At 65.6% G+C, this 21787-nt stretch carries 22 protein-coding genes; 9 read left to right on the forward strand and 13 right to left on the reverse strand.

Annotated elements, in window-relative coordinates:
• Positions 1-23: 23 nt before the first annotated feature.
• The 3 genes from O6Y00_RS10785 to O6Y00_RS10795 are packed head-to-tail and all read right to left on the reverse strand — an operon-like array spanning position 24 to position 1692.
• Positions 24-593, reverse strand: coding sequence for a DUF1190 domain-containing protein (locus tag O6Y00_RS10785; RefSeq protein ID WP_353442590.1), 570 nt, complete (start codon positions 591-593; stop codon positions 24-26).
• An 11-nt stretch (positions 594-604) separates the two neighbouring features.
• On the reverse strand, positions 605-1018 hold the full coding sequence (locus O6Y00_RS10790; RefSeq protein WP_093397599.1) for a DUF350 domain-containing protein: 414 nt from the start codon (positions 1016-1018) through the stop codon (positions 605-607).
• 32 nt (positions 1019-1050) lie between these two features.
• The gene (locus O6Y00_RS10795; protein WP_353442591.1) at positions 1051-1692 is read right to left on the reverse strand and encodes a DUF2491 family protein; all 642 of its coding nucleotides are present in this window, start codon (positions 1690-1692) and stop codon (positions 1051-1053) included.
• 126 nt (positions 1693-1818) lie between these two features.
• Here O6Y00_RS10795 and O6Y00_RS10800 point away from each other — a divergent pair, with 126 nt between their 5' ends.
• From O6Y00_RS10800 to O6Y00_RS10815, 4 genes are read left to right on the forward strand one after another with little or no spacing between them, the layout of a single operon-like run.
• Positions 1819-2253 carry a YjfI family protein gene (locus O6Y00_RS10800; protein ID WP_056049210.1) on the forward strand — a complete coding sequence of 145 codons (435 nt, stop codon included), beginning with the start codon at positions 1819-1821 and terminating at the stop codon, positions 2251-2253.
• 24 nt (positions 2254-2277) lie between these two features.
• Complete coding sequence (locus tag O6Y00_RS10805; protein ID WP_060525423.1) at positions 2278-3027, forward strand: PspA/IM30 family protein; 750 nt, start codon at positions 2278-2280, stop codon at positions 3025-3027.
• Positions 3027-4196, forward strand: a complete 1170-nt coding sequence (locus tag O6Y00_RS10810) for a glutathionylspermidine synthase family protein (RefSeq protein WP_353442592.1) — start codon at positions 3027-3029, stop codon at positions 4194-4196. Before O6Y00_RS10805 ends, O6Y00_RS10810 begins: the two co-directional genes overlap by 1 nt.
• The gene (locus O6Y00_RS10815) at positions 4189-4701 is read left to right on the forward strand and encodes an ankyrin repeat domain-containing protein (RefSeq protein ID WP_353442593.1); all 513 of its coding nucleotides are present in this window, start codon (positions 4189-4191) and stop codon (positions 4699-4701) included. Before O6Y00_RS10810 ends, O6Y00_RS10815 begins: the two co-directional genes overlap by 8 nt.
• Positions 4702-4834: 133 nt before the next feature.
• On the opposite strand, the gene O6Y00_RS10820 is transcribed toward O6Y00_RS10815, so the two are convergent.
• From O6Y00_RS10820 to hppD, 5 genes are all read right to left on the reverse strand, one after another.
• Positions 4835-5791 (reverse strand): rhodanese-related sulfurtransferase, encoded by a 957-nt coding sequence (locus tag O6Y00_RS10820; protein WP_353442594.1) that lies wholly within the window; start codon positions 5789-5791, stop codon positions 4835-4837.
• 55 nt (positions 5792-5846) lie between these two features.
• Entirely contained in the window at positions 5847-6212 is a 366-nt protein-coding gene (locus O6Y00_RS10825; protein WP_353442595.1) for a Rieske (2Fe-2S) protein, read from the reverse strand.
• Positions 6209-6853, reverse strand: coding sequence for a maleylacetoacetate isomerase (gene maiA, locus O6Y00_RS10830; RefSeq protein WP_353442596.1), 645 nt, complete (start codon positions 6851-6853; stop codon positions 6209-6211). Before maiA ends, O6Y00_RS10825 begins: the two co-directional genes overlap by 4 nt.
• Positions 6850-8184, reverse strand: a complete 1335-nt coding sequence (hmgA, locus tag O6Y00_RS10835) for a homogentisate 1,2-dioxygenase (protein ID WP_353442597.1) — start codon at positions 8182-8184, stop codon at positions 6850-6852. Before hmgA ends, maiA begins: the two co-directional genes overlap by 4 nt.
• 261 nt (positions 8185-8445) lie before the next feature.
• Positions 8446-9516, reverse strand: a complete 1071-nt coding sequence (hppD, locus tag O6Y00_RS10840; protein WP_353442598.1) for a 4-hydroxyphenylpyruvate dioxygenase — start codon at positions 9514-9516, stop codon at positions 8446-8448.
• A 79-nt stretch (positions 9517-9595) separates the two neighbouring features.
• Between hppD and O6Y00_RS10845 the strand changes: the two genes are divergently transcribed.
• The gene (locus O6Y00_RS10845) at positions 9596-10096 is read left to right on the forward strand and encodes a MarR family winged helix-turn-helix transcriptional regulator (RefSeq protein ID WP_353442599.1); all 501 of its coding nucleotides are present in this window, start codon (positions 9596-9598) and stop codon (positions 10094-10096) included.
• Here O6Y00_RS10845 and O6Y00_RS10850 read toward each other — a convergent pair.
• On the reverse strand, positions 10051-10926 hold the full coding sequence (locus O6Y00_RS10850) for a LysR family transcriptional regulator (RefSeq protein ID WP_353442600.1): 876 nt from the start codon (positions 10924-10926) through the stop codon (positions 10051-10053). The genes O6Y00_RS10845 and O6Y00_RS10850 overlap by 46 nt on opposite strands.
• Positions 10927-11028: 102 nt before the next feature.
• Between O6Y00_RS10850 and O6Y00_RS10855 the strand changes: the two genes are divergently transcribed.
• Entirely contained in the window at positions 11029-13128 is a 2100-nt protein-coding gene (locus O6Y00_RS10855) for a malate synthase G (protein ID WP_353442690.1), read from the forward strand.
• Complete coding sequence (locus tag O6Y00_RS10860; RefSeq protein WP_353442601.1) at positions 13128-13655, forward strand: gamma carbonic anhydrase family protein; 528 nt, start codon at positions 13128-13130, stop codon at positions 13653-13655. Before O6Y00_RS10855 ends, O6Y00_RS10860 begins: the two co-directional genes overlap by 1 nt.
• A gap of 132 nt (positions 13656-13787) precedes the next feature.
• Here the strand turns inward: O6Y00_RS10860 and O6Y00_RS10865 are convergent, their stop codons facing one another.
• The 4 genes from O6Y00_RS10865 to O6Y00_RS10880 all read right to left on the reverse strand — a co-directional run bounded on the left by O6Y00_RS10865 (position 13788) and on the right by O6Y00_RS10880 (position 19308).
• A complete protein-coding gene (locus tag O6Y00_RS10865; protein ID WP_353442602.1) occupies positions 13788-15122 on the reverse strand; it encodes an OmpP1/FadL family transporter in 1335 nt (444 codons plus the stop codon).
• Between the two features lie 50 nt (positions 15123-15172).
• Positions 15173-15583 (reverse strand): DUF2147 domain-containing protein, encoded by a 411-nt coding sequence (locus O6Y00_RS10870; protein ID WP_353442603.1) that lies wholly within the window; start codon positions 15581-15583, stop codon positions 15173-15175.
• Positions 15584-15853: 270 nt separating this feature from the next.
• A complete protein-coding gene (locus O6Y00_RS10875; protein WP_353442691.1) occupies positions 15854-18172 on the reverse strand; it encodes a 3-hydroxyacyl-CoA dehydrogenase/enoyl-CoA hydratase family protein in 2319 nt (772 codons plus the stop codon).
• Positions 18172-19308, reverse strand: a complete 1137-nt coding sequence (locus O6Y00_RS10880; protein WP_353442604.1) for a thiolase family protein — start codon at positions 19306-19308, stop codon at positions 18172-18174. Before O6Y00_RS10880 ends, O6Y00_RS10875 begins: the two co-directional genes overlap by 1 nt.
• Before the next feature lie 131 nt (positions 19309-19439).
• On the opposite strand from O6Y00_RS10880, the gene O6Y00_RS10885 reads away from it, so the two are divergent.
• Positions 19440-21125 carry a long-chain-fatty-acid--CoA ligase gene (locus tag O6Y00_RS10885; protein ID WP_353442605.1) on the forward strand — a complete coding sequence of 562 codons (1686 nt, stop codon included), beginning with the start codon at positions 19440-19442 and terminating at the stop codon, positions 21123-21125.
• Positions 21122-21514, forward strand: a complete 393-nt coding sequence (locus tag O6Y00_RS10890) for a MerR family transcriptional regulator (protein ID WP_120300301.1) — start codon at positions 21122-21124, stop codon at positions 21512-21514. The genes O6Y00_RS10885 and O6Y00_RS10890 overlap by 4 nt, the downstream gene beginning before the upstream one ends.
• The last annotated feature ends 273 nt before the right edge of the window (positions 21515-21787 follow it).

A 21787-nucleotide genomic window follows, 5' to 3' on the forward strand; every position in this document is an offset into this window, starting at 1 on the left:
GCCCCGAGGGGGTAGCGGCCGCGTTACCCCCCGAAGCTGCGACCGCCAAAGCCGCCACCAAAGCCACCGCGCGAGATCACCGAACTGCGCGACTGGACGCGGGCAGGGGCTCTGGCGGTGGTCGGCGTGAAGGCGTCCGAGCCCACGCGCGTCCGGCCCGTCACATAGTCCTGGTTGATCCGGCCACCGGCGCCACCGTAATAATTGCCGTCGCGGTCGCGGTACATCGGCGCGCCGCGATTGCCGAAGCCACCGTTGAGCGCCTGCCCGACCAGGAAACCGGTCAACAGCGGCGTAAAGAAGCTCCCACCGCTGCCGTTGTTGCGCGGCTCGCACTGCGCGGCGCCGTATTGCTCTTCGCACGTCTGGCGATCCTGAAACCGCGGCGCGGTCTTGGCGGCATCGGCCTTGGCCTGCTCGAACGCGGTATCGCACTGGACCGCCGACAATGCACCCGCCGCGCGGCACTCCTGTACCGACGCATAGCTCTGCGCCTCGACCGGCTTGCCGCCGACATCGCCGTCGCACGCGGTCAGCGAGATGCCCGAGCCTGCGATCAGGCTGGTGAGGACGATCGATCTGGAACGCTTCATCGCTATGCCCTTCAGTTCGTCATGCAGGCGGCGTTGAGGATGCCGACGCACAGCGAGATGCTGCCCATATAGGTCGCCGCCGCGATTTCGCCGCGGACGATCCGGTCGTTGAAGTCGCGCATCACGAAATGCTGGACCACCAGGAACGTGACGATCTGAATCACGCCCGCGAGCAGCGCCCACACCGCGAACTCGACCAGCGAGACGGTATGCGTCAGCGCGGATGCGAGCGGCAGGACATAGCCGAGCAGCGCCGCGCCCAGCGTGATCGCGGCGGCGGTATTGCCTTCGCGGATCAGCGACTTCTCGTGATACGGCGTCGCGACCTGATAGACGATCTTGAACAGTATCGTGAACGCCCCCGCCGCGACGAACGCGATCAGGAAGGCGAGCGCGCTGGCGCCGAAGCTGTATTGGTCGATCATGGCGTTTCCCCCGGAGCCGTTCGTCGCGGATGCTAGGCCCTGAACTCGCCGAGTTCCAGTGCCACGCCCAGCATGATCTCGAACGAGACGTCGCCGGACTCGGTCTCCATGTCGATCGCGAGCAGCAGTTCGCGGCCGTCGTCGCCCGGCAGATCGCGGCTGAACAGCATGCAAGTCTGGAATATCCGCCGGTCGACGATCCCGTCGCGGTCGTCGTGCAGTTCTTCCCAGAACGTCACCGGCTCCTGCTCGCTGGCTTCGGGGCCGAACCAGGCGCGGCTATATTCGGGCAGCCCCTCGGCGGTGAAGATGCGCGCCTTTAGGCGGCTTTTCCACGCCGGGCGCTCGGCGGCGGACGATGGATAGCTGCTGTCCCATGGTGCGAACAGCGTGACGTCCGTCACGTCCTGCCCGTCGCGGTCGTTGGACACGGCCTGGAACATGATGTCGTCGTCGGTGTAGAACCGGTGGACGAAGCCGCCCTCGTTGAGGTCAATCCGCCCCTGCGCGACGATCACCAGCGTATCGCGGTCGAACGGGAACAGGAGTTCGGATCCGAACCGGCGCCAAGCCAGCGGATCGACCGTCACCGTCCGCCCCAGCGTGACGTTGCGGACGACGGGCAGGGCGTTGCCGTCAAGTGCTGGCTTGCGGCCGAACAGGCGATCGAACATGCAATCCTCGTATCTCTGATTGGCCCCCCGCATAGGCCAAAGCGCGAGCCGTCGCAAAGCGCCATTGGCGTGCCTCTCGCCTGCGCCTATGTGTCTCCGCGAGCGACAAGCACGGGAGTTCTTGCATTGACCGACATCTGGACCGTCCGCAGCCTGAAAGCCGCGCTCGACACGTCCGAGCCTGCGAAAGCCGGCGAGTTTTCCGCACGGATCCTGGAAGGCGCGGACCCGGTGCTGCTGGTGACGATGCACCACCACGGCGACCTCGAACTGTTCGTCAACGTCAGCGAGGCGCAGATCGCGTGCTCGACTTTGCTGTGGCCGTGCGACGAGCAGGAGGACCAGCTGGCGTTCAACACCTTCTTGTTGAAATCGCAGAAGCTGGTGCCGCTGTCGAACTTCGGAATCGGCACCGTCGATGGCCGCGATTATTACGAGTTGTTCGGCGAACTCGCGACGTCCAGCCGGCTCGATACCGTGATCATCGAACTGCGCACGCTTGCCGAGAATGCGATCGATGCGGCCACCGACCTGCGCCACGCGCAGATTCCCGCCGCCTGAACTGATACAAACGGAGAGACTGGCATGGCCATCTGGAGCAAGCTTTTCACCCTCGGTCGTGCCGGCGCGCACGAAGCGGGCGCGGCGGTCGTCGATGCGAACGCGCTGCGTATCCTCGACCAGGAAATTCGCGATGCCGACAAGGCGCAGGGCAAGGCACGCGACGATCTCGCGGGGCTGGTAGCACGTCGCCGCATCCTAGAAACCGAGGTCGAGAGCTTCCGTGCTCAGGCCACCAAGTACGAGGCCTCCGCGCGCATCGCGGTCGAGAAGGGCAACATGGATCTCGCGCGCCAGGTCGCGCAGCGGATCGCCGATCTCGAACAGGACATCGCGCTGAAGTCCCCGCAGGTCGAGGACATGCGCGCCGCCGAGGAGCAGATCCACACCGCCGTCGCGCAGACCGATCGCAAGATCGAACAGCTCCGCCGCGAGGTCGAGGTCGTGAAGGTCAACGAGTCGGTGCAGAAGGCGCAAGCCTCGGTCGCGTCAGGGAGCATGGGCGCGGGTAACAAGCTCGGCTCGGCGGCGGACAGCCTCGCGCGTATTCGCGAGCGGCAGGCGATCCGTGGCGAGCGGATCAAGGCGGCAGGCGAACTGGAAGATCGTCGTACCGGCGCCGACCTCGACGAGAAGCTGCGGCTGGCAGGCATCGGACCGGGGCAGTCGTCGGCGGACGACGTGCTTGCGCGGCTGACCGCGCCGAAGACGCCGGAACTCGGCCAGACGCTGCAGATCGGTCAGCGCGACGACTCCAAGACGTCGGACTCCTGATGCGCCGGATCGCGGTCGACCCGCGCGGCGACTGGCGCGAACGGGCCGACGCGATCGGGTTCGTCTATCACGACACGGATGGCGAGCCCTATTGGGACGAGGGCGCGGCGTATGCCTTCACGCTGGCGGAGATCGAGGACGACCTCGAACCCGCCGCGGAACAGCTGCACGCGATGTGCCTCGATCTGGTCGACGAGGTGGTCCGCGATCAGCAGCTGATGGAACGCCTCGCGATCCCGCGCGAGCAGTGGAACTATGTCGCGGAGACGTGGCGGACGCGCCAGCCGTCGTTCTACGGGCGGTTCGACTTCGCTTATGACGGCACCGGGCCGGCCAAGCTCTACGAGTACAACGCCGACACGCCGACCTCGGTGTTCGAATGCGCGACGTTCCAGTGGATGTGGCTGGAGGATCTGCTCGCGAGCGGCAAGCTGCCGGCTGGGACGGACCAGTTCAACAGCCTGTTCGACAAGCTGCGCGAGCGGTTCCGCGCTCTTTTTCCAAGCGGGGGCTTCGTCCACTTCGCGGCGGATGCGAGCGCCATCGAGGATCGTCAGACGGTGCGGTTCTTCGAGGATCTGGCGAGCCAAGTCGGGATCGAGCCGAAGTTCGTCGAGATGAAGGATATCGGTCTCGCCGCAGACGGGCGCTTCGTCGATACCGACGGGTTCGAGGTGCAGGCTGCGTTCAAGCTGTATCCGTGGGAGTTCATGCTCCGCGAACCCTATGCGCCGAACCTGTCGCGCGCCGACGTGCGCTGGATCGAGCCGGCGTGGAAGTCGATCCTGTCGAACAAGGGCATCCTGCCGCTGCTATGGGAACGCCATCCCGAGCACCCGAACCTTCTACCGGCATTTTTCGATGACGATCCTGCCGCGAAGATCCTCGGCCCGAAATATGTGCGCAAGCCGTTGTTCTCGCGTGAGGGCGCAAACGTCGAGGTGATCGGCGATAGCGGCCACGCCGTGCTCGATCAGGGCTACGGCGCGGAGGGCGCGATCCGCCAGGCCTATGCGCCTCCACCCGTGTTCGACGGCCGCCATCCGGTGATCGGCGCGTGGATGGTCGGCAACGAAGCCGCCGGCATCGGCGTTCGTGAGGATGACACGGTCGTGACGCGCAATCTCGCGCGGTTCGTGCCGCATATCATCGAGGCGAATGATGACTGACGCGCGTGAGTTACCCCCGTTGCCGCCGATGGAGCGGCTAATCGAACTGATGTTCGATGCCGTGCGGACGGGGCGCGACGAGATGATCCCGGCGCTGCTGAAGGCCGGCGTCGATATCGAGGTGACCGACGCGAAGGGCTACACCCCGCTCGTAATCGCGAGCTACAACGGCCAGGCCGAAGCCACCGCAGCGCTCCTCGCGGCAGGCGCGCAGGTCGATGGCGCAGCGGACGCGCGCGGCAACACCGCGCTGATGGGCGTCTGCTTCAAGGGCTATACCGAGATCGCGCAGATCCTGCTCGACGCGGGGGCCGAAGTGAACCGGCGGAATGGCGTCGGCCAGACCGCGCTGATGATGGCGGCGCTAGTGAACAAGACCGCGATCATCGACCTGTTGCTGGAGCACGGCGCGGACCCGAAGATCGTCGATGCGGCAGGGAACAGCGTGCATTCGCTCGCGGTATCGCAGGGCAATACGGCGTTGGCGGCGCGTTTTTCAGCTTAGCCTACCAAGTCGCCACCCCGGCGAAGGCCGGGGCCCAGTTGGGGGACGGCAGTAACGGAGCGCCGTCCGTCATTACCTCTACCTCTCCAACTGGACCCCGGCCTTCGCCGGGGAGGATTAGGGTCGAACAATCTTAATCTGGCTCGTTCTTCGTCGCTAAAACCGCCCCGACATGCGTTTCGCCACGAGCCTCAGCCAGACGCACCTGTCGCTCCCGCTCGGCATACCCCGCTCGCTGCGTCTCGTCGCGAGCATCATGACAAGCCGGGCAACTCACCCCCTCGACATACAGCGGCGACGTACGGTCCCCGACACTCACCGGCATCCGGCACGCGTGACACAACACATAACTTCCCAACGCAAGCCCATGTCCGACCGCAACCCGCTGATCGAACACGAAACACTCGCCTTCCCACAAGCTTTCCGCCGCGGGCACCGTCTCCAGATATTTCAGGATGCCGCCCTTGAGGTGATAAACTTTGTCCAGCCCCTCGGCCTTCAGAAACGCGGTCGACTTCTCGCACCGTATCCCCCCGGTGCAGAACATCGCGATCTTCGGGGGCGGTCCATCCCCGGCCAGTTCGTCACGATGCTCGCGAAACCACGCCGGAAAATCCCGGAACGTCCGCGTCTGCGGATCGACTGCGCCGGCAAACGTCCCGACCGCGACCTCATAGTCGTTGCGCGTGTCGATCACGATCGTTCCGGGCTCGGCGATCAGCGCGTTCCAGTCCTCCGGTTCGACATAATGGCCGACGCCCGTCAGCGGATCGATCGTCGGTTCGCCCATCGTCACGATCTCGCGCTTCAGCCGAACCTTCATCCGGTGGAACGGCATCGTCTCCGCGCGCGATTCCTTGACGTCGAGATCGGCGCATCCCGGCAGCGCACGGATGTGTGCGAGTACCGTGTCGATCCCCTCTTCGGACCCGGCGATCGTCCCGTTGATCCCCTCGGCGGCGAGCAGCAGCGTCCCCTTCACGCCGTTGGAACAGCACACCAACGCGAGCGGCGGCTGGATCGCGGCGATGTCGGCGAACGGCGTGAAGCGGTACAGCGCCACGACGCGGATGGGCAGGGTTTCGGTCATCGGTTCATCGTGCAGGGGAGGAGGTGCGCTCCCTTAGCGCAAGTCGCCCGCCGCGTCAGCCTGCGGTGACGATCATCCCGTCGACCACCGCGACCGGCCAGGGCGTCAGCCGCGTTCCCCCGCACGGCCCGCCGACGCACGCGCCGCTGTCGATCTCAAACAGCGCGGAGTGCCAGCTGCACGCGATCAGATCGCCGCGCGGCGTGAGATAGTCGTCGAGCACCTGCGCGAGCGGCAGGCCCATATGCGGGCAGCGATCGACATAGCCGAACACCGCGTCGTCCTTGCGCACGACGAATCCGTGGAACCGACCCGCGCGCATCTGCAGCACGAAGTTGCGCGCCTTGCCGTCCGCGATCGCGTCGAGCGGCGCGAGCTTGATCCCGCCGGGCGTCGGGGTCAGCCGTTCGCTGTCGCTCATGCGGGGTCGGCGTCCGGCTGCCGGTCGGGATGCGCAGCGGCGAAGGCGGGGAGGGAGCGGGCCTTGTCAGCGGCGGCCATGAGGCGGGGGTAGGGCGAAAGATCGACCGCGAACCGCTCGGCCGAATAGACTTGCGGCACGAGATGACAATCGGCGATCGTCGGTGTGGCGCCGAACGCGAAGCCGTTACCATAGCGCGCGATCTGCGTCTCGAGCGCGGCGAAACCGTCGCCAATCCAACGCGCGATCCAGCGGTTTACCGCTGCCTCGTCGGCCCCGAACTCGGTGCGCAAGGCGTTCAGGATACGAAGATTGTTCACCGGATGAATGTCGCAGGCGATCGTTGCGGCCATCGCACGGACGATCGCCCGGCCGTTCGCGTCGGCAGGAAGCAGCGGTGGACTGGGACAGGTCTCGTCGATCCATTCAAGGATCGCGGGGCTCTGGGTCAGGACGGCGTCGTCAGTCGCTAGCGCCGGCACGAGTCCCTGCGGGTTAAGCGCGCCGTACTCGGCGTCGCGTTGTTCGCCCTTGCGAAGGTCGTGCGTAACCTGCGCGTACCCCACGCCTTTGACAGCTAGCGCGATGCGGACGCGGTAGGCGGTGGTCGAGCGCCAATAGCCGTGCAGCGTCGGGCTCACTTCGGCAGGATCGCCTTGGGGAAATCCGACCAGACCGCGTCGTAATCGAGCTGCGAATGCTCCAGCGCATAGGCGGTCGGCTTGTACGGCCAGCAGCTCTCCAGCATGAACGCCATCGTCCCGTCGATCTTGTGCGGCTTCAGATCAGCCGCACTCGCGCCCTGCCAGCTTGCCACGTCGGGGCCGTGGCCGGACATGAGGTTGTGCAGCGAGATACCCCCCGGCGCAAACCCCTCGGCTTTCGCATCATACGCGCCGGTGATCAGCCCCATCGCTTCCGACATGATGTTGCGGTGGAACCACGGTGGCCGGAACGTCCCCTCGGCGACCATCCAGCGCGGCGGGAAGATCACGAAATCGGCGTTCGCGCGGCCGGGCACGTCGCTCGGCGAGGTCAGCAGCGTGAAGATCGACGGATCGGGATGGTCGAAGCTGACCGTGTTGATCGTGTTGAACCGCGACAAATCGTAACGCCATGGCGCAAGATTGCCGTGCCACGCGACCACGTCGAGCGGCGAGTGATCGAGCGTGGTGGTCCACAGCGACCCCATGAACTTCTGGACGACCTCGACCGGCTCGTCGCGATCTTCGAACCACGCGACCGGCGTCTCGAAATCGCGCGGGTTGGCGAGGCCGTTGGCGCCGATCGGGCCGAGATCGGGCAGCCGGAACAGCGCGCCGTGGTTCTCCGCGACATAGCCGCGCGCTTCGCCATCGGGGAGTTCGGCGCGGAAACGGACGCCGCGGGGGATCAGCGCGATCTGGCCGGGAGCGATGTCGATCCGGCCGAGTTCGGTCAGCAGTCGTAGCCGTCCGGCCTGCGGCACGAACAACAGTTCGCCGTCCGCATCCATGAACACGCGCGAAATCATGTTGGTGTTGGCGGCGTAGACGTGCAGCGCCACGCCTTCGAGATCGGCGGGATCGCGGTTGGCGAGCATCGTCGTCATGCCGTCGATCAGATCGGTATCCGGGGCGGGGGCCGCGATCGGATTCCAGCGCAGACGGTTGGGCGCGAGCGGCGCGTCGGTGGTGCCAGGCGCAAACCGCTTGGCGCCGGTGTAGCGCTCGAACGGCGGATGCTCCGCGGTCGGGCGCATCCGGTAGAGCCAACTGCGGCGGTTCTCATGCCGGGGCGCAGTAAAGGCGGTACCGGAGAGCTGCTCGGTATAGAGGCCGAACGCGGGGCGCTGCGGTGAATTGCGGCCGATCGGCAGCGCGCCGGGGATCGCCTCGGTCGATACGTGGTTGCCGAAGCCGGGCTGATACGCCGTGTCTTCGGTCTGGCCGGCGGTCTCGCCTGCGGCATTGGTCGGCTGGTGGATTGTCATGGCTTCCTCTCCGTCACCTGTTCCGATCAACGCCCGAACCGCCGGCCGTTCAAACTTCTGACCTCAACCAAAGGATGAGGTAACTCTATCTAACGCATGCCGTTTGGTGGACGACGGTGCACTAAATGCTCCGTCACCCCGGACCTGTTCCGGGGTCCACCGTGCCGCAAACCGACTGCTTCAGGTTTTGCGGAACCGTAGATGCCGGAACAAGCCCGGCATGACGGATGAACTTGTGTCAGACGGTCGCTTTACTTCAGCTTACGCATCGACCGTGATCACCCCACGCCGGATCTGGTCGAGCTCGATGCTCTCATACAACGCCTGGAAATTGCCGTTGCCGAAGCCCTCGTTCCCCTTGCGCTGGATGATCTCGAAGAAGATCGGCCCGAACATGTTCTCGGTGAAGATCTGCAGCAACAGCCCCTCCTCGCCGACATTGCCGTCGATCAGGATACGGTTGCGGCGCAGGCGTTCGAGGTCGTGGCCGTGGTTCGGCACGCGCTTGTCGACCAGCTCGTAATAGGTCTCGATCGTGTCCTGCAGCTTGACGCCGCGGGCGCGCAGCTTCTCGACCGTCTCGAAGATATCGTCGGTGGTCAGCGCCAGATGCTGGATGCCCTCGCCGTTGTAATCCTTGATGAATTCCTCGATCTGGCTCTTGTCGTCTTGGCTCTCGTTAAGCGGGATGCGGATCGCGCGGTCGGGCGCGATCATCGCCTGGCTGAAGAGACCGGTCGCCTTGCCCTTGATGTCGAAATACTTCTGCTCCTCGAAGCCGAAGATCTGGCCGTAGAATTCCGCCCAGGTCCGCATCTGGCCACGCTTCACATTGTGCGTGAGGTGATCGAGCAGGTCGAGCCCGACGTTGTTCTCAGCCTCGGCTTCGGCCGCGCCCGGTACCGCGTTCCAGTCGTCATACAGGCTGCCGGCCGCGCCGTGCTTGTCGACCAGATATAGCAGCGAACCGCCGATCCCTTCGAGCACATAGCTACCCTCGCCGAGCGCACCCATGCTGGCATCGGCCGCCTTGGCGCCGCGTGCGAGCGCCGCGTCGAACGCTTCCTTGGCGTCATGGACGCGGAACGCCATGCCGCTCGCAGACGGGCCATGATCCGCGCGGAATGCCGCCGCATGGCCACCGTCTTCACGGTTGAGCAGCAGGTTGATGCGGCCTTGCTTGTAGCGGGTGACGGCCTTGGTCGGATGGGTCGAGGCGGCGACGAAGCCGAACTGCTCGAACTGCGCGGCCATCCGGTTGGGATCGGGCGAGGTGAATTCGGCGAACTCGAACCCGTCGAGACCCATCGGGTTTACGTCCATATGGTCCATGATCATATCCTGACAGTTGGTATCCGTTGTTACCAATCTGGCGGGTTGAACAACTGGTGTCAATCGTTACGATTTTGATATGCTCAACTCCGATGCCACCCGCGCACTCGTCCTGGACGACTTCATCCCGTATCGCCTGTCGATCACCTCGAACCTAGTCAGTGAGGCGGTGGCGGATACGTATGAGGCACTATTCGGGCTGACGATCCCGGAGTGGCGGCTGGTGGCGGTGGTCGCTGAAGCCGGCGGCATCACGCAGCAGCAGATCGGTCAACAGACGCGGATGGACAAGGTCACCGTCAGCCGCGCGGCGATCGCCCTGGTCGAGCGCGGGCTGATGCAGCGGCATGTGAATTCGGAAGATCGGCGGTCGCATTTGTTGAAGCTGACCGATGACGGCGAAACGCTCTATGCGTCGGTGGCACCCAAAGCGCTCGACCTGGAGCGCCGGATCTTCGCGGGTTTCTCCCCCAAGGAAGTCGAGCAGTTCGTCGCGATGCTGCGACGGATCGACGCGGTGACGATCGACCTCGTTCAGGAGTCCCACGGCGGTATCGGCGACCAGAGACCGCGCAGGTAATCGAGCAGCGCGGTCGTACCCGACGACACCGGCCCGCGCGCATGCACGGCGTAAATCCCGACGTCCGCCGAACCAGCCAGTTCCGAGAGGACACGCACGAGCCGGCCACTCGCTAAATCCGCGCTGACATCCCATAGCGAGCGCAGTGCGATGCCGACACCGGCCAGCGTGAGTTCGCGCACCACCTCGCTTGAATTGGTCGCAACATAGCTCGGGCGATCGATCGTGACGTCGCCATCGGGTCCGGCCAGGCGCCACGGCATCTGGCCTTTCGCTGCAAGCAGACGGTGTTCCGTAAGATCGGCCGCGTCGCACGGCGCGCTGTAGCTCGGAGCAGCACAGAGGACGCGACGGCTGTCGGCGAGGCGATAGCCGGTGAGGCTCGGCGGTACGGCCGGGGCGATCCGGATCGCCAAGTCGAGTCGGTCGCCGATGACGTTCGAGAAGCCGTCCGACAGATCGAGGTCGAGTTCGATCCCCGGATACGCATCGAGAAACGGCTTGAGGTGCGGCGCGATGTGGAGGCGGCCGAACGACGTGGGTGCGCTGACCCGCAATGGCCCGGCCGGCGTATCCGTACGGTCCGACACCCGCGCCTCGGCGTCGCGGATCGCGGCGAGGATCTCCACCATGTCGCGGTGATAGGCGGCGCCGCGTGCGGTGAGGTCGAGCCGGCGCGTGGTCCTGTTGAGCAACCGCACGCCCAGCCGGGCCTCCAGCCGCGCGATCCGTTTCGACACCATAGGCGGCGAGATACCCATCGAACGCCCCGCCGCGCTGAGGCTGGCGGTGCGGACGACCTCGGCGAAGAGGACGATATCGGGGTCCATTCGTTCTCCGGGCGATCAACAGCTTTCGGTTTATGATGTCTAGTGGCGAAGGTGACGGACGTCTATCGTGCTGCAAGAGCATAGGAGAGCAGCATGGCCGAGATGATCGAAAAGGCGGGTCTGAAGGTCGCCGCAGCGCTGGTGGACTTCATCGAGACGCAGGCGTTGCCGGGCACGGGGCTCGATTCGGCCGCATTCTGGCAGGGCGTGTCCGACATCTACGCCAAGTTCGCGCCGGAGAACGCCGCGCTGCTCGCGGTCCGCGATGACCTTCAGGCTAAGATCGACGCGTGGCACGAAGCCCGCGCCGGCAAGCCGATCGACCAGGCGGAGTACCAAGCGTTTCTCCGCGAAATCGGTTATCTGGTCGACGAGCCAGCGCCGTTCGCGGTCGCGCCGACCAACGTCGATGCGGAGGTCGCCTCGCTCGCCGGCGCGCAGCTGGTGGTGCCGATCCTGAATGCGCGCTTCCTGCTCAACGCCGCGAACGCGCGCTGGGGAAGCCTGTACGATGCGCTCTACGGGACCGATGCGATCCCGGGCGCGGCGTCTGGCAAGGGGTATGACGCGGCACGCGGGGCTCAGGTGATCGCGTGGGCGAAGGCATTTCTCGACGATGCGGTGCCGTTGGCGAACGGATCGTGGACCGACTGGACAGGTGGCACGCCTGAGCTTGCCGATCCGAGCCAGCTCGTTGGCCATGCCAGCGATAATATCCTGTTGCGATACAACGGCCTACACATCGAACTCGTGATCGACTCTGAGCATCCGATCGGGCGCGACGACCCTGCGAACCTCGCCGACGTCGTGCTCGAATCCGCGCTCAGCACGATCGCCGACCTTGAAGATTCGATCGCCGCGGTCGATGCCGACGACAAGGCCGCCGCCTATGCCAATTGGCTCGGGCTGATGAAGGGCGACCTGACCGCGAGCTTCGCCAAGGGCGGCCGCACGGTCACGCGCGCGCTCGAACCGGATCGCCCATACACCGCACCCGACGGCAGCGCGTTCACGCTCCCCGGCCGCAGCCTGATGTTCGTGCGCAATGTCGGCCACCTGATGACCACGCCCGCGATCCTGCTGTCCGACGGCAAAGAGGCGCCCGAAGGCATCCTCGACGGCATCGTCACGTCGCTGATCGCGCTCCACGACCTGAAGGGCACCGGCCCGATCCGCAACAGCCGCGCGGGCTCGATCTACATCGTCAAGCCGAAGATGCATGGCCCCGACGAAGCCGACTTCACCAACAGGCTGTTCGACGCGATCGAAGACCTGCTCGGCCTCGCGCGCCACACGATCAAGGTAGGCGTGATGGACGAGGAGCGGCGTACGTCCGCCAATCTCGCCGCCTGCATCGCCGCGGTGAGGGACCGGGTCGTATTCATCAACACCGGCTTCCTCGATCGCACCGGCGACGAGATGCACACGTCGATGCGCGCCGGTCCGATGATCCGCAAGGGCGACATGAAGGCCTCGTCGTGGATCAAGGCATATGAGGATCGCAACGTCCAGATCGGGCTCGCCTGCGGGCTCAGCGGCAAGGCGCAGATCGGCAAGGGCATGTGGGCCGCGCCGGACCGGATGGCGGACATGCTTGAGCAGAAGATCGCACATCCTATGACCGGCGCGAACACCGCCTGGGTGCCGTCGCCGACCGCCGCGACACTGCACGCGACGCATTACCACCGCGTCGCCGTGTTCGCGCGGCAAGCGGAGCGGAAGGCCGAACCGATCGCCTCGCTCGACGCACTGCTGACGATCCCCGTCGCGATCGGCCATAACTGGCAACCCGACGAGGTTCGCGAGGAGCTCGAGAACAACGCACAGGGCATTCTCGGCTACGTCGTCCGCTGGGTCGACCAGGGCGTCGGCTGCTCGAAGGTGCCCGACATCCACGACATCGGCCTGATGGAGGACCGCGCGACGCTGCGGATCAGTTCGCAGCACATGGCGAACTGGCTGCTCCACGGCATCGCCACACCTGACGAGGCAGACGCGGCGCTGCGGCGGATGGCCGCGAAGGTCGATGCGCAGAATGCCAGCGATCCGCTGTATCGGCCGATGGCGGGGCACGAGGACGACAGCCTTGCGTTCCAGGCCGCCCGCGCTCTCGTGTTCGATGGCCTGACGCAGCCGAGCGGCTATACCGAGCCGCTGCTCCACGCGTTCCGCGCGCGGGCGAAGGAGAGGGACGCCGCCTGATGCCACTCTACGCGATCGAAGGAAAACGACCGACGCTTGCCGACGACGTCTGGGTCGCGCCGTCCGCCGACGTGATCGGCGATGCGCGGCTGGGGGAGGGGGCCAGTGTCTGGTTTGGAGCGGTGATCCGCGCGGACAATACGCCGATCCTCGTCGGCGCGCAGACCAATATCCAGGAGGGCGCGATGCTGCACTCCGATCCCGGTGCGCCGCTGACCGTCGGCCAAGGCTGCACGATCGGCCATCACGCGATCCTGCATGGCTGCACGATCGGCGACAACGTGCTGGTCGGGATGGGCGCGACGATCCTCAACAACGCAGTGATCGGCGAGAACTGCCTGATCGGTGCGAACGCGCTGGTGACCGAGGGGAAAATGTTCCCGGCCGGGAGCCTCATCGTCGGTTCGCCGGCAAAGGCGGTTCGCGAACTTTCCCCGGAAGCGATTGCGGGGCTGAAGATGTCCGCAGCGTCGTACGCGGCCAAGCAGCGCGTTTACGCCGAAGGTTTGAGATTGGTCGAAGTCTAAAATCCTCCTCCGCGAGGGGGAGGTGGCACCGTAGGTGACGGAGGGGGAGGACACGGAACAGACGTTGTCGCCTTCCTTCCCCTCCGTCTGGCAAGTGCCAGACACCTCCCCCTGGCGGGGGAGGATTATCAGTTAGAAGCTCAGCCGTCCGCCGAGGGACAGCACGACGGCCGACGCATCGCGCAGTGCGCCCGAGGTCAGGATGTTCGTCTGTGCGGCGGTGCCGACATAGGCAGCGGTCCTGCGGTCGATCGTCGTGTTCTCGAAGTCGACATACTGCGCGGCGGCGTCGAGCGCGATGCGCGGGGTCAGCTGGTACGAGCCACCCGCTGCATAGGTCCAGCGATCGGCGTCGGGCACGCGGGCATCGCGCAAGCCGTCCTGCGTGGGCGTCTTGGTGCGCTGGACACCCGCGCGGATCGTCGCCTTGGGGGTGACGGCGTAATCGAAGCCGCCCGCCAGGCTCCAGCTGTCCTGGTAGTTCTCGGGGATCGCGGTGTTCAGCGGGGCACCAAGATCGATCGTGTCGAACTTGCTCCAGTTGTACGCGACGACCTGTGCGTTGAGCGTCAGCGCGTTGGTGGCGCGGATGCGACCGGCGACGATAACCTGGCCCGGCGTGTTGAAGCTCGCCTTGGCGCCGTCGATCGAAACGTTCGAGCTTGCCAGCGGGCCGACCAGCCCGGTGACGTTCAGGCTGCCCTTCAGCTTGTGGCGGATGCTCGACTTGTAGCTGATGCCGACGGTCGCGAAGTCGTTATGCAGCTGAACGCCTGCGGTCCAGCCGAAGTCCCAGCCGTCACCCTTCAGCTCCTGGAAGCCGTCGGGCAGCCCCGCAGACAGGTTGGGGAGCGCGTTGTTGAGCGTCGCATCGGTATATTCGACGTTCAGCGCACCACCGACACGCAGCCAGTCGGTCACGGCAACACCGATCGACGGCTGGATATCGATCGTCCGCAGCCGGGTCTTGTCCGCGCTGTAGCGTGCCCAGCTGTTGGCTTCGTAATTGGTGGTGAAGCTGAAGGGCGACGTTACCGCCACGCCGATCGCGATCCGGTCGGTCAGCGGATAGGCGATCGCGCCCGACGGGACGACGCCCTTGTTGATCGGATCGCTCGACGTACCGTTGCCGCCGACCGGCGCGTAATTGAACCCGGTTGGCCGGCCGGTCGTCGGCGAGAAGGTCGGGCGGCCGATGAGCGTGCCGGTGTCGACGACGTCGCCCTTGGGCAGGATCGCGCTTGCGCTCAGCGTCGCGCTGCCGTCGCGGATACCGGCGATCGCGGCCGGGTTCCACCACAGCGAGTCAGGACCGGTGTCGGCACCTTCGCCCGAGAATGCGCGGCCAGCACCGCGTGCGGACTGCGCCTGTAGATAGAAGGCGTCGGCGTAGGCGGTGCTGGCGAAGCCGAAGGCGGAGACGAGCGCTGATACCGCGAGAAGCGGAGCTTTGGTGCGAAGCATCATGGGTAAGATCCTGAAAGCTATACTGAGAATAGGGAGGTGGAAGCCGCGCCTCAGCGCACACGCGTCCAGGTCTGGGTCTTGCAGAGCGGGAAGAAGACGCAGCCGCGCAGCTTCAACTGGTTCGCGCCGAGCGGGGTGATCTTGCCGCTATAAGTCTTGCCGTCCTCGGCGTTGTAGACTTGGCCGCTGCTCCAGACGCCGCCTGAGTCAGACTTGAACCCGCTGAGCATCTGCAAACCCTGGATCGGGCGGTTGCGCAGCGCGGTGTTGGAATTGTTCGCATCCTTCATCGAAGGATTGGCGCGCAGTGCGTCGGAAGTGAGGATCTTGCCGCAGATCGACGGACCACAGCGGGCGATCTCGACGATGGCGTTGTGCGTCTCGGTCTTCCAGCGACCGATGACGGTCTCGGGCGTGGCAGATGCGCCGGCGAGCAGGGCGGTAGCGATCAACAGGGACATCTTCTATCCTCTCCTAGTGTCGTTGGACGCGCCGTATGCGTACGGTCGCTAAAATCTCGTAAAGTCGTCGACGTTACCGCGACCTCGTTGCCGTATACGGCAGGTGTGGATCCCGACTAGAATTGTACGAAGACAAGTCAAGTCTTCTTACTGATTTCCGGGGGCGAAAAGTGTTCATGCGCACGGTGTGCCCCCGCGCAGGCGGGGGCCCAGGATCACGAACGCAGCGCTGCTTGAACCCTGGGCTCCCGCTTTCGCGGGGGAACAGTCTTAGTTCCGCAGTGGCTTCCCGGTCTGCAGCATATGCACGACCCGTGCCTGCGTGCGCGGATCCTTCACGCTCGCCATGAACGCCGCGCGCTCCAGGTCGAGCAGCTGGTCCTCGGTCACCGTGTCGACCAGATCCGCCTCACCACCGGTCAGAACCTCGGCGAGGCGATCTGCGACGACGAGGTCGTAGTCGGTCGCCATGCCCTTCTTGTGGAAGTCCGCGACCGCCATGTTCAGCCCCGTCCGGCCGCTCGCGCCCGCCAGGCGGAATGTCGGCTTTTCCGGCGCGACATAGCCCTCGACCAGCGAAAGTGCCTTGGCCTTTGCATCCGCCAGCAGCCGATCGCGGTTCATCGTAATGCCATCAGCCTTGCGCAGGATCATCATCTCCTTCGCCTCCGCTGCCGACTTCGCGACCTGCGCGGTGGAAACCGCCTGGAACACCTTGGTCAGCACCGGCATCGGCCCGTTCGGCAGCGTGCGCGACTTGGTCCAGCGGTCGAGCATCTCGCCATTGCCGCCCCAGCCGGGAACGAGCCCGACGCCGCATTCGACCAGACCCGCATAGGTCTCGGCATGCGCCTGCACCGCGTCCGAGTGGAGCAGGATCTCGCACCCGCCGCCCAGCGCGAGCCCGGCCGGCGCGCTGACGACCGGGAAGGGCGCGTATTTGAGCGCCTTGTACGCCTGCTGACCACCCGAGACGCTGGCCTCGACCATGTCCCAAAGGCCCGCGCCGACCGCGAACATCGCAGCGCCCAGGTTCGCGCCCGCCGAGAAATTCGACGCCTCGTTATACACCACCAGCGCCTTGAAGCGCTCGCGGACGACCGGGATTGCCTCGTTGATCAACGCCACGACCTGATCGTCGAGCGCGTTCATCTTGGTGTGGAACTCGAGTGCCGCGACGCCGTCGCCGACATCCCATAGCGATGCCGACAGGTTCGTGAGAATCGGCTGCGAGCGGAGCTTGATGTCCTCCAGCAGCTCGACGCCGTCCGCGCGCGGCACGTCGGCATAGTCACCATTAGCCGTGAGATACTGACGCTGGCCGTTCTCGACGCGGTAGAACGGACGATCGCCCGCGGTCGTCAGGATCGCAGGAACGTCGCGACCTTCCTCGGCGAGGCGCGCGGCGAGGAGACCCGGCCCCATCCGGTCGATCAACTCGAACGGACCGTATTTCCAATTATAGCCGAGCTTCATCGCGTCATCGATCGCGACGACATCGTCCGCTGCTTCGCCGACGAGCATCGCCGCATAGGACAGCGTGTTGCCGAGGATCGACCAAGCATAGGTGCCGATCTTGCCCGGCTCAGCGATTAGCGCCGCGAGGTCCTTGCCGGTCTTGCCCGGCAATTCAGCGGGCCTGGCTTCAGCACGGTACTCGCCGGTCGCGAGGTCGAGCGAGAGCTTGGTCCGCGTCGCCTTGTCGAAGCGATAGAACCCACCCTTGCCCTTGCGGCCGGTGAACCCTTCCGCGATCATCTTGTCGACCAGCGGCAGCGGACGCACCGTATCGAAATACGGATCGCCAGCGGGCAGCGTGGACGACAGGCTCTTCGACAGCAGCGGCATCAGGTCGACGCCGACGAGATCGACCAGCCCGAAGATGCCCGTCTTCGGCACGCCCATCGGACGGCCACCGATCTGGTCGGCTTCCTCGACGGTCAGCCCCTGGTCCATCGCCGCGTTGATCGCGATCGCCAGCCAGTAGGTGCCGATGCGGTTGGCGATGAACCCCGGCGTGTCCTTCGCGCGGACGATCCGCTTGCCCATGAAACGATCGACGAAATCCTCGACCTTCTCGGCGACCGCGACGTCGGTATGCTCACCACGGACGATCTCGACCAGCCGCATGTAACGCGGCGGATTGAAGAAGTGCGTGATCAGGAAGTCGGCCTTGAACTGGTCCGACCGCCCCTCGACGAGGTTGCCGAGCGGGATCGTTGAGGTGTTCGACGACACGGCGGTGCCTGGACGCTTCAGCGCTTCGAGCTTGGCATACAGCGCCTGCTTGATGTCGAGCCGTTCGACGATCGCCTCGACGATCCAGTCGCACTCGGCGACGCGACCCAGATGATCGTCGATGTTACCCGTCTCGACCAGTTTGGCCGCACGCTTCGACATGAAGGGCGCGGGGTCGGTCTTGAGCATCTTGGCGACCGCGCCCTTCGCCACGGCGTCGCGATCATCACCCTCGCGGGGAACGATGTCGAGCAGCAGCACCGGGATGCCGGCATTGGCGACCTGAGCCGCGATCCCTGCACCCATCACGCCTGCGCCAATGACGCAGACCTTTTTCACAACGTCGACCATCATGCGCGCTCCAGCACCGTTGCGATGCCCTGACCGCCGCCGATGCACTGGGTCGCCAGCGCATAACGGCCACCTTCGCGCGACAAGAGCGCAGCCGCCTTGCCGACGATCCGAGCGCCGGTCGCGCCGAGCGGATGCCCGATCGCGATCGCGCCGCCATCGAGGTTGATCGTCTCGTCCTTAAGACCGAGATCGCGGATGCACGCGATCGCCTGGCTCGCGAACGCCTCGTTGATCTCGACCACGTCGAGGTCGGCGACGGTGATCCCGGCCCGCTCCAACGCCTTCTTCGACGCACCGATCGGGCCAAGCCCCATCGTCTCGGGCGCGCAGCCCGACACGCCGATCGACTTGATCCGCGCGAGGATCGTCAGGCCGTGCTTCTTGGCGAACTCTTCCGAGGTGACCAGCACCGCGGAAGCGCCATCGGTCAGAGGCGACGACGTGCCGGCGGTCACCGAGCCATCCGCGCTGAACGCAGGCTTCAGGCCGGCGAGCGCTTCGGTGGTCGTGCCGGCGCGGATCGTGCCGTCCTGGCTGACCGGGCCCGCCTTGGTCTGGATCGTCACGATCTCGTCGCTCAGGCGGCCATCAGCGCGCGCCGCGGCGGCCTTGTCCTGGCTCTTCACCGCGAACGCGTCCTGCTCGGCGCGCGTGATCTGGTAATTGCGCGCGACGTTCTCGGCGGTCTCGCCCATGCCCATGTACGCGCCGGCGCTCTTCTTCGCGAGCTCGGGGTTGGGGAGGGGGTTGTAGCCGCCCATCGGCACGCGGCTCATCGATTCGAGGCCCGCGCAGATGAACGCCTCGCCCGCGCCGACCGCGATCTGGCCGTAGGCGATATGGATCGCGCTCATCGACGAGCCGCAGAACCGGTTGACCGTCATCCCGCCGACCGAGATCGGCAGGTCGGCGATCTGCGCGATCAGCTTGGCGACGTTGAGGCCCTGCTCGCCCTCGGGGAACGCGCAGCCGAGGATGATGTCCTCGATCTCGGCCGGATCGACGCCGGTCTTGTCGAGCAACCCGCGAATCGTCTGCGCGGCGAGATCGTCCGGACGGACGCGGGCGAGCTCGCCCTTGCCGGCGAGGTGGAACGGCGAACGGGCGTACCCGGCGATGACGACGTTGGTCACGATGATCCTCTCATATTGCGGTCGACCCGGTTAACGCTTGCGGGTTGCCCTTAAGGTGCGATACCTCACCTTTACGTCAAGGTGAAGCGGCCGACAATATGGCTTACGCACATTGAGCAATGGAGAGCGAGATGCAGGACACTTCCGGGGGCAAGGCGATCGGCGTCCCGTTGCTGGGCGAGCCGCGGCTGCTGGGCGACATGCTCGATGCGTCGGTGCAGAGGTTCGGGTCGCGCAACGTGCTCGACTTCATGGGCAGGACGCTGACCTATGCCGAGCTCGGCGAGTCGGTCGACCGAGCGGCGCGGGGACTCCAGGATCTCGGCGTCGTGAAGGGCACGCGCGTCGCGCTGTGCCTGCCGAACACGCCCTATTATCCGATCCTCTTCTTCGCGATCCTCAAGGCGGGCGGCGTCGTCGTCAACGTCAATCCGCTCTATGTCGAGCGCGAGCTGGCGCATCTGCTCGAAGATTCCGGCGCGACGATCATCGCCACCTGCGACATCGCCGAGATCCACGCGCGCGTGCTCAAGGTCGCGGGGCAGATGGGCGTGAAGCACGTTATAACCTGTCCGATCGCCGGCGCGTTGCCGACGCTGAAGTCGATCGCCTACCGCATCTTCAAGCGCGCCGAGATCGGTCGGGCACCGACTGACGCGCGCCATTCCACGTTCGACGCGCTGCTCAAGGCGAAGGGTGCGCCGTCCCCCGTTACCGTTTCCCCGGACGAGGTCGCGGTGCTGCAATATACCGGCGGGACAACCGGCGAGCCCAAGGCGGCGATGCTCAGCCACGCCAACCTCGTCGCGAACGCCGACGCGATGGTGGTGTTCGTCGGCGGCGAGCAGCCGCATCAGGACCGCGTGCTCGGCGCGCTGCCGCTGTTCCACGTCTTCGCGCTGACCACCGTGTTGACCTATTCGATCCGCACCGGCGCGGAGATGATCCTGCTGCCGCGCTTCGCATTGCAGCAATTGCTCAAGACGATCGACCGCACCAAGCCGAGCTATTTCCCTGCGGTGCCGACGATCTATGCGGCCATTACGACGGCCGCCGAAACGCAGAAGATTAACCTGTCCTCGATCCACGCCTGCATCTCGGGCGGCGCACCGCTGCCAGCGGAGGTGCGGATCGCGTTCGAGGCGGCGACCGGCGCCAAATTGTGCGAAGGGTATGGCCTGTCGGAAGCCTCGCCGATCATTACGTGCAACCCGATCGACGGCCTCAACAAGCCAGGCTCCGCGGGGCTGCCCTTTCCCGGCACGACGATCGAGATCCGTGACCGCGAGGACCCGACCCGGCTGTTGCCGGTCGGTGAGAATGGCGAGATCTGCGCGCGCGGTCCCCAGATCACGCAGGGCTATTGGCACAAGCCCGCCGCCACCGCCGATCTGTTCGCGGACGGCGCGCTGCGTACCGGCGACGTGGGGCACCTCGACGCGGACGGCTACCTATTTATCGTCGACCGGATCAAGGACCTGATCCTCGCTGGCGGCTACAACGTCTATCCGCGCGTGATCGAGGAGGCGTTGTACGAACACCCCGCCGTGCTCGAAGCGGTCGTCATCGGCGTCCCCGACAAATACCGCGGCCAGGCGCCCAAGGCGTTCGTGGTGCTGGCTGAAGGTGCGGTCGCTACCCCGCTCGAACTGCGCGATTTTCTGCGCGACAAGATCAGCAAGATCGAGCTTCCCCGCGAGGTCGAAATCCGCGACAGTCTCCCCAAGACGCTGATCGGCAAGCTATCCAAAAAGGAACTTGTCGCTGAAGAGACCGCAAAGGCGGCGGCGTCGGAGGCGAGGGGAGTGGACGCGTGAACGACCGACAGGACGATCTGACCGGCATACAGGAAGTCTCGCGCATGCTCGGCGTGAGCGCGCGAACGTTGCGGTTCTACGAGGACAAGGGGCTGATCGAACCCTGCCGGATCGGTACGACGCGGGTCTACACGCGGCGCGAAGTGGCCCGGATGCAGCTGATCTTGCGCGGCAAACGCCTCGGTTTCACGCTGCGCGACATCGAGGAGTTCCTCGACCTCTATGACGCCGACCCGCAGCATGTGGAACAGATGCGCGCATTGGCCGAACGCTGTCGCCAGCGGATCGACCTGCTCGATGCGCAACGCGAGGCGATCGTCCAGACGCGGGACGAGCTGGAGAAGATCGAGCAGGAGGCTCTTGCGCGGATCCCGGCGGGAACTGTCTAGGGCCTACGGGACGCGACCGCCCTTAAACTGCACCACCTCTCGAAACTGCCCCACCCCGGCGAAGGCCGGGGCCCAGTTGGAGAGGTGGCAATAACGAAGCGCAGCACCAATCAGCACCGTTCCCCAACTGGACCCCGGCCTGCGCCGGGGCGGGGCACACTGTGCAGATCGAGGAGCGCCTAAAATCCTCCCCCGCCAGGGGGGGTGGCTGGCGCTTGCCAGACGGAGGGGGAGGAGAGGGAAACCGCCGTTCCGTGTCCTCCCCCTCCGTCA

The sequence above is a fragment of the Sphingomonas faeni genome, assembly GCF_040407565.1.
Lineage (GTDB): Bacteria > Pseudomonadota > Alphaproteobacteria > Sphingomonadales > Sphingomonadaceae > Sphingomonas > Sphingomonas faeni_F.

What these genes read in the sequence shown, in the direction of transcription:
- O6Y00_RS10885 (WP_353442605.1), top strand. Translation starts at nt 19,440, where the DNA reads ATGCAGGACACTTCCGGGGGCAAGGCGATCGGCGTCCCGTTGCTGGGC.
- hppD (WP_353442598.1), bottom strand. Translation starts at nt 9,516, where the DNA reads ATGGACCATATGGACGTAAACCCGATGGGTCTCGACGGGTTCGAGTTC.
- O6Y00_RS10870 (WP_353442603.1), bottom strand. Translation starts at nt 15,583, where the DNA reads ATGTCCCTGTTGATCGCTACCGCCCTGCTCGCCGGCGCATCTGCCACG.
- O6Y00_RS10855 (WP_353442690.1), top strand. Translation starts at nt 11,029, where the DNA reads ATGATCGAAAAGGCGGGTCTGAAGGTCGCCGCAGCGCTGGTGGACTTC.
- O6Y00_RS10860 (WP_353442601.1), top strand. Translation starts at nt 13,128, where the DNA reads ATGCCACTCTACGCGATCGAAGGAAAACGACCGACGCTTGCCGACGAC.
- O6Y00_RS10875 (WP_353442691.1), bottom strand. Translation starts at nt 18,172, where the DNA reads ATGGTCGACGTTGTGAAAAAGGTCTGCGTCATTGGCGCAGGCGTGATG.
- O6Y00_RS10795 (WP_353442591.1), bottom strand. Translation starts at nt 1,692, where the DNA reads ATGTTCGATCGCCTGTTCGGCCGCAAGCCAGCACTTGACGGCAACGCC.
- O6Y00_RS10790 (WP_093397599.1), bottom strand. Translation starts at nt 1,018, where the DNA reads ATGATCGACCAATACAGCTTCGGCGCCAGCGCGCTCGCCTTCCTGATC.
- O6Y00_RS10825 (WP_353442595.1), bottom strand. Translation starts at nt 6,212, where the DNA reads ATGAGCGACAGCGAACGGCTGACCCCGACGCCCGGCGGGATCAAGCTC.
- O6Y00_RS10850 (WP_353442600.1), bottom strand. Translation starts at nt 10,926, where the DNA reads ATGGACCCCGATATCGTCCTCTTCGCCGAGGTCGTCCGCACCGCCAGC.
- O6Y00_RS10785 (WP_353442590.1), bottom strand. Translation starts at nt 593, where the DNA reads ATGAAGCGTTCCAGATCGATCGTCCTCACCAGCCTGATCGCAGGCTCG.
- O6Y00_RS10810 (WP_353442592.1), top strand. Translation starts at nt 3,027, where the DNA reads ATGCGCCGGATCGCGGTCGACCCGCGCGGCGACTGGCGCGAACGGGCC.
- O6Y00_RS10805 (WP_060525423.1), top strand. Translation starts at nt 2,278, where the DNA reads ATGGCCATCTGGAGCAAGCTTTTCACCCTCGGTCGTGCCGGCGCGCAC.
- O6Y00_RS10820 (WP_353442594.1), bottom strand. Translation starts at nt 5,791, where the DNA reads ATGACCGAAACCCTGCCCATCCGCGTCGTGGCGCTGTACCGCTTCACG.
- O6Y00_RS10865 (WP_353442602.1), bottom strand. Translation starts at nt 15,122, where the DNA reads ATGATGCTTCGCACCAAAGCTCCGCTTCTCGCGGTATCAGCGCTCGTC.
- O6Y00_RS10815 (WP_353442593.1), top strand. Translation starts at nt 4,189, where the DNA reads ATGACTGACGCGCGTGAGTTACCCCCGTTGCCGCCGATGGAGCGGCTA.
- hmgA (WP_353442597.1), bottom strand. Translation starts at nt 8,184, where the DNA reads ATGACAATCCACCAGCCGACCAATGCCGCAGGCGAGACCGCCGGCCAG.
- O6Y00_RS10845 (WP_353442599.1), top strand. Translation starts at nt 9,596, where the DNA reads ATGCTCAACTCCGATGCCACCCGCGCACTCGTCCTGGACGACTTCATC.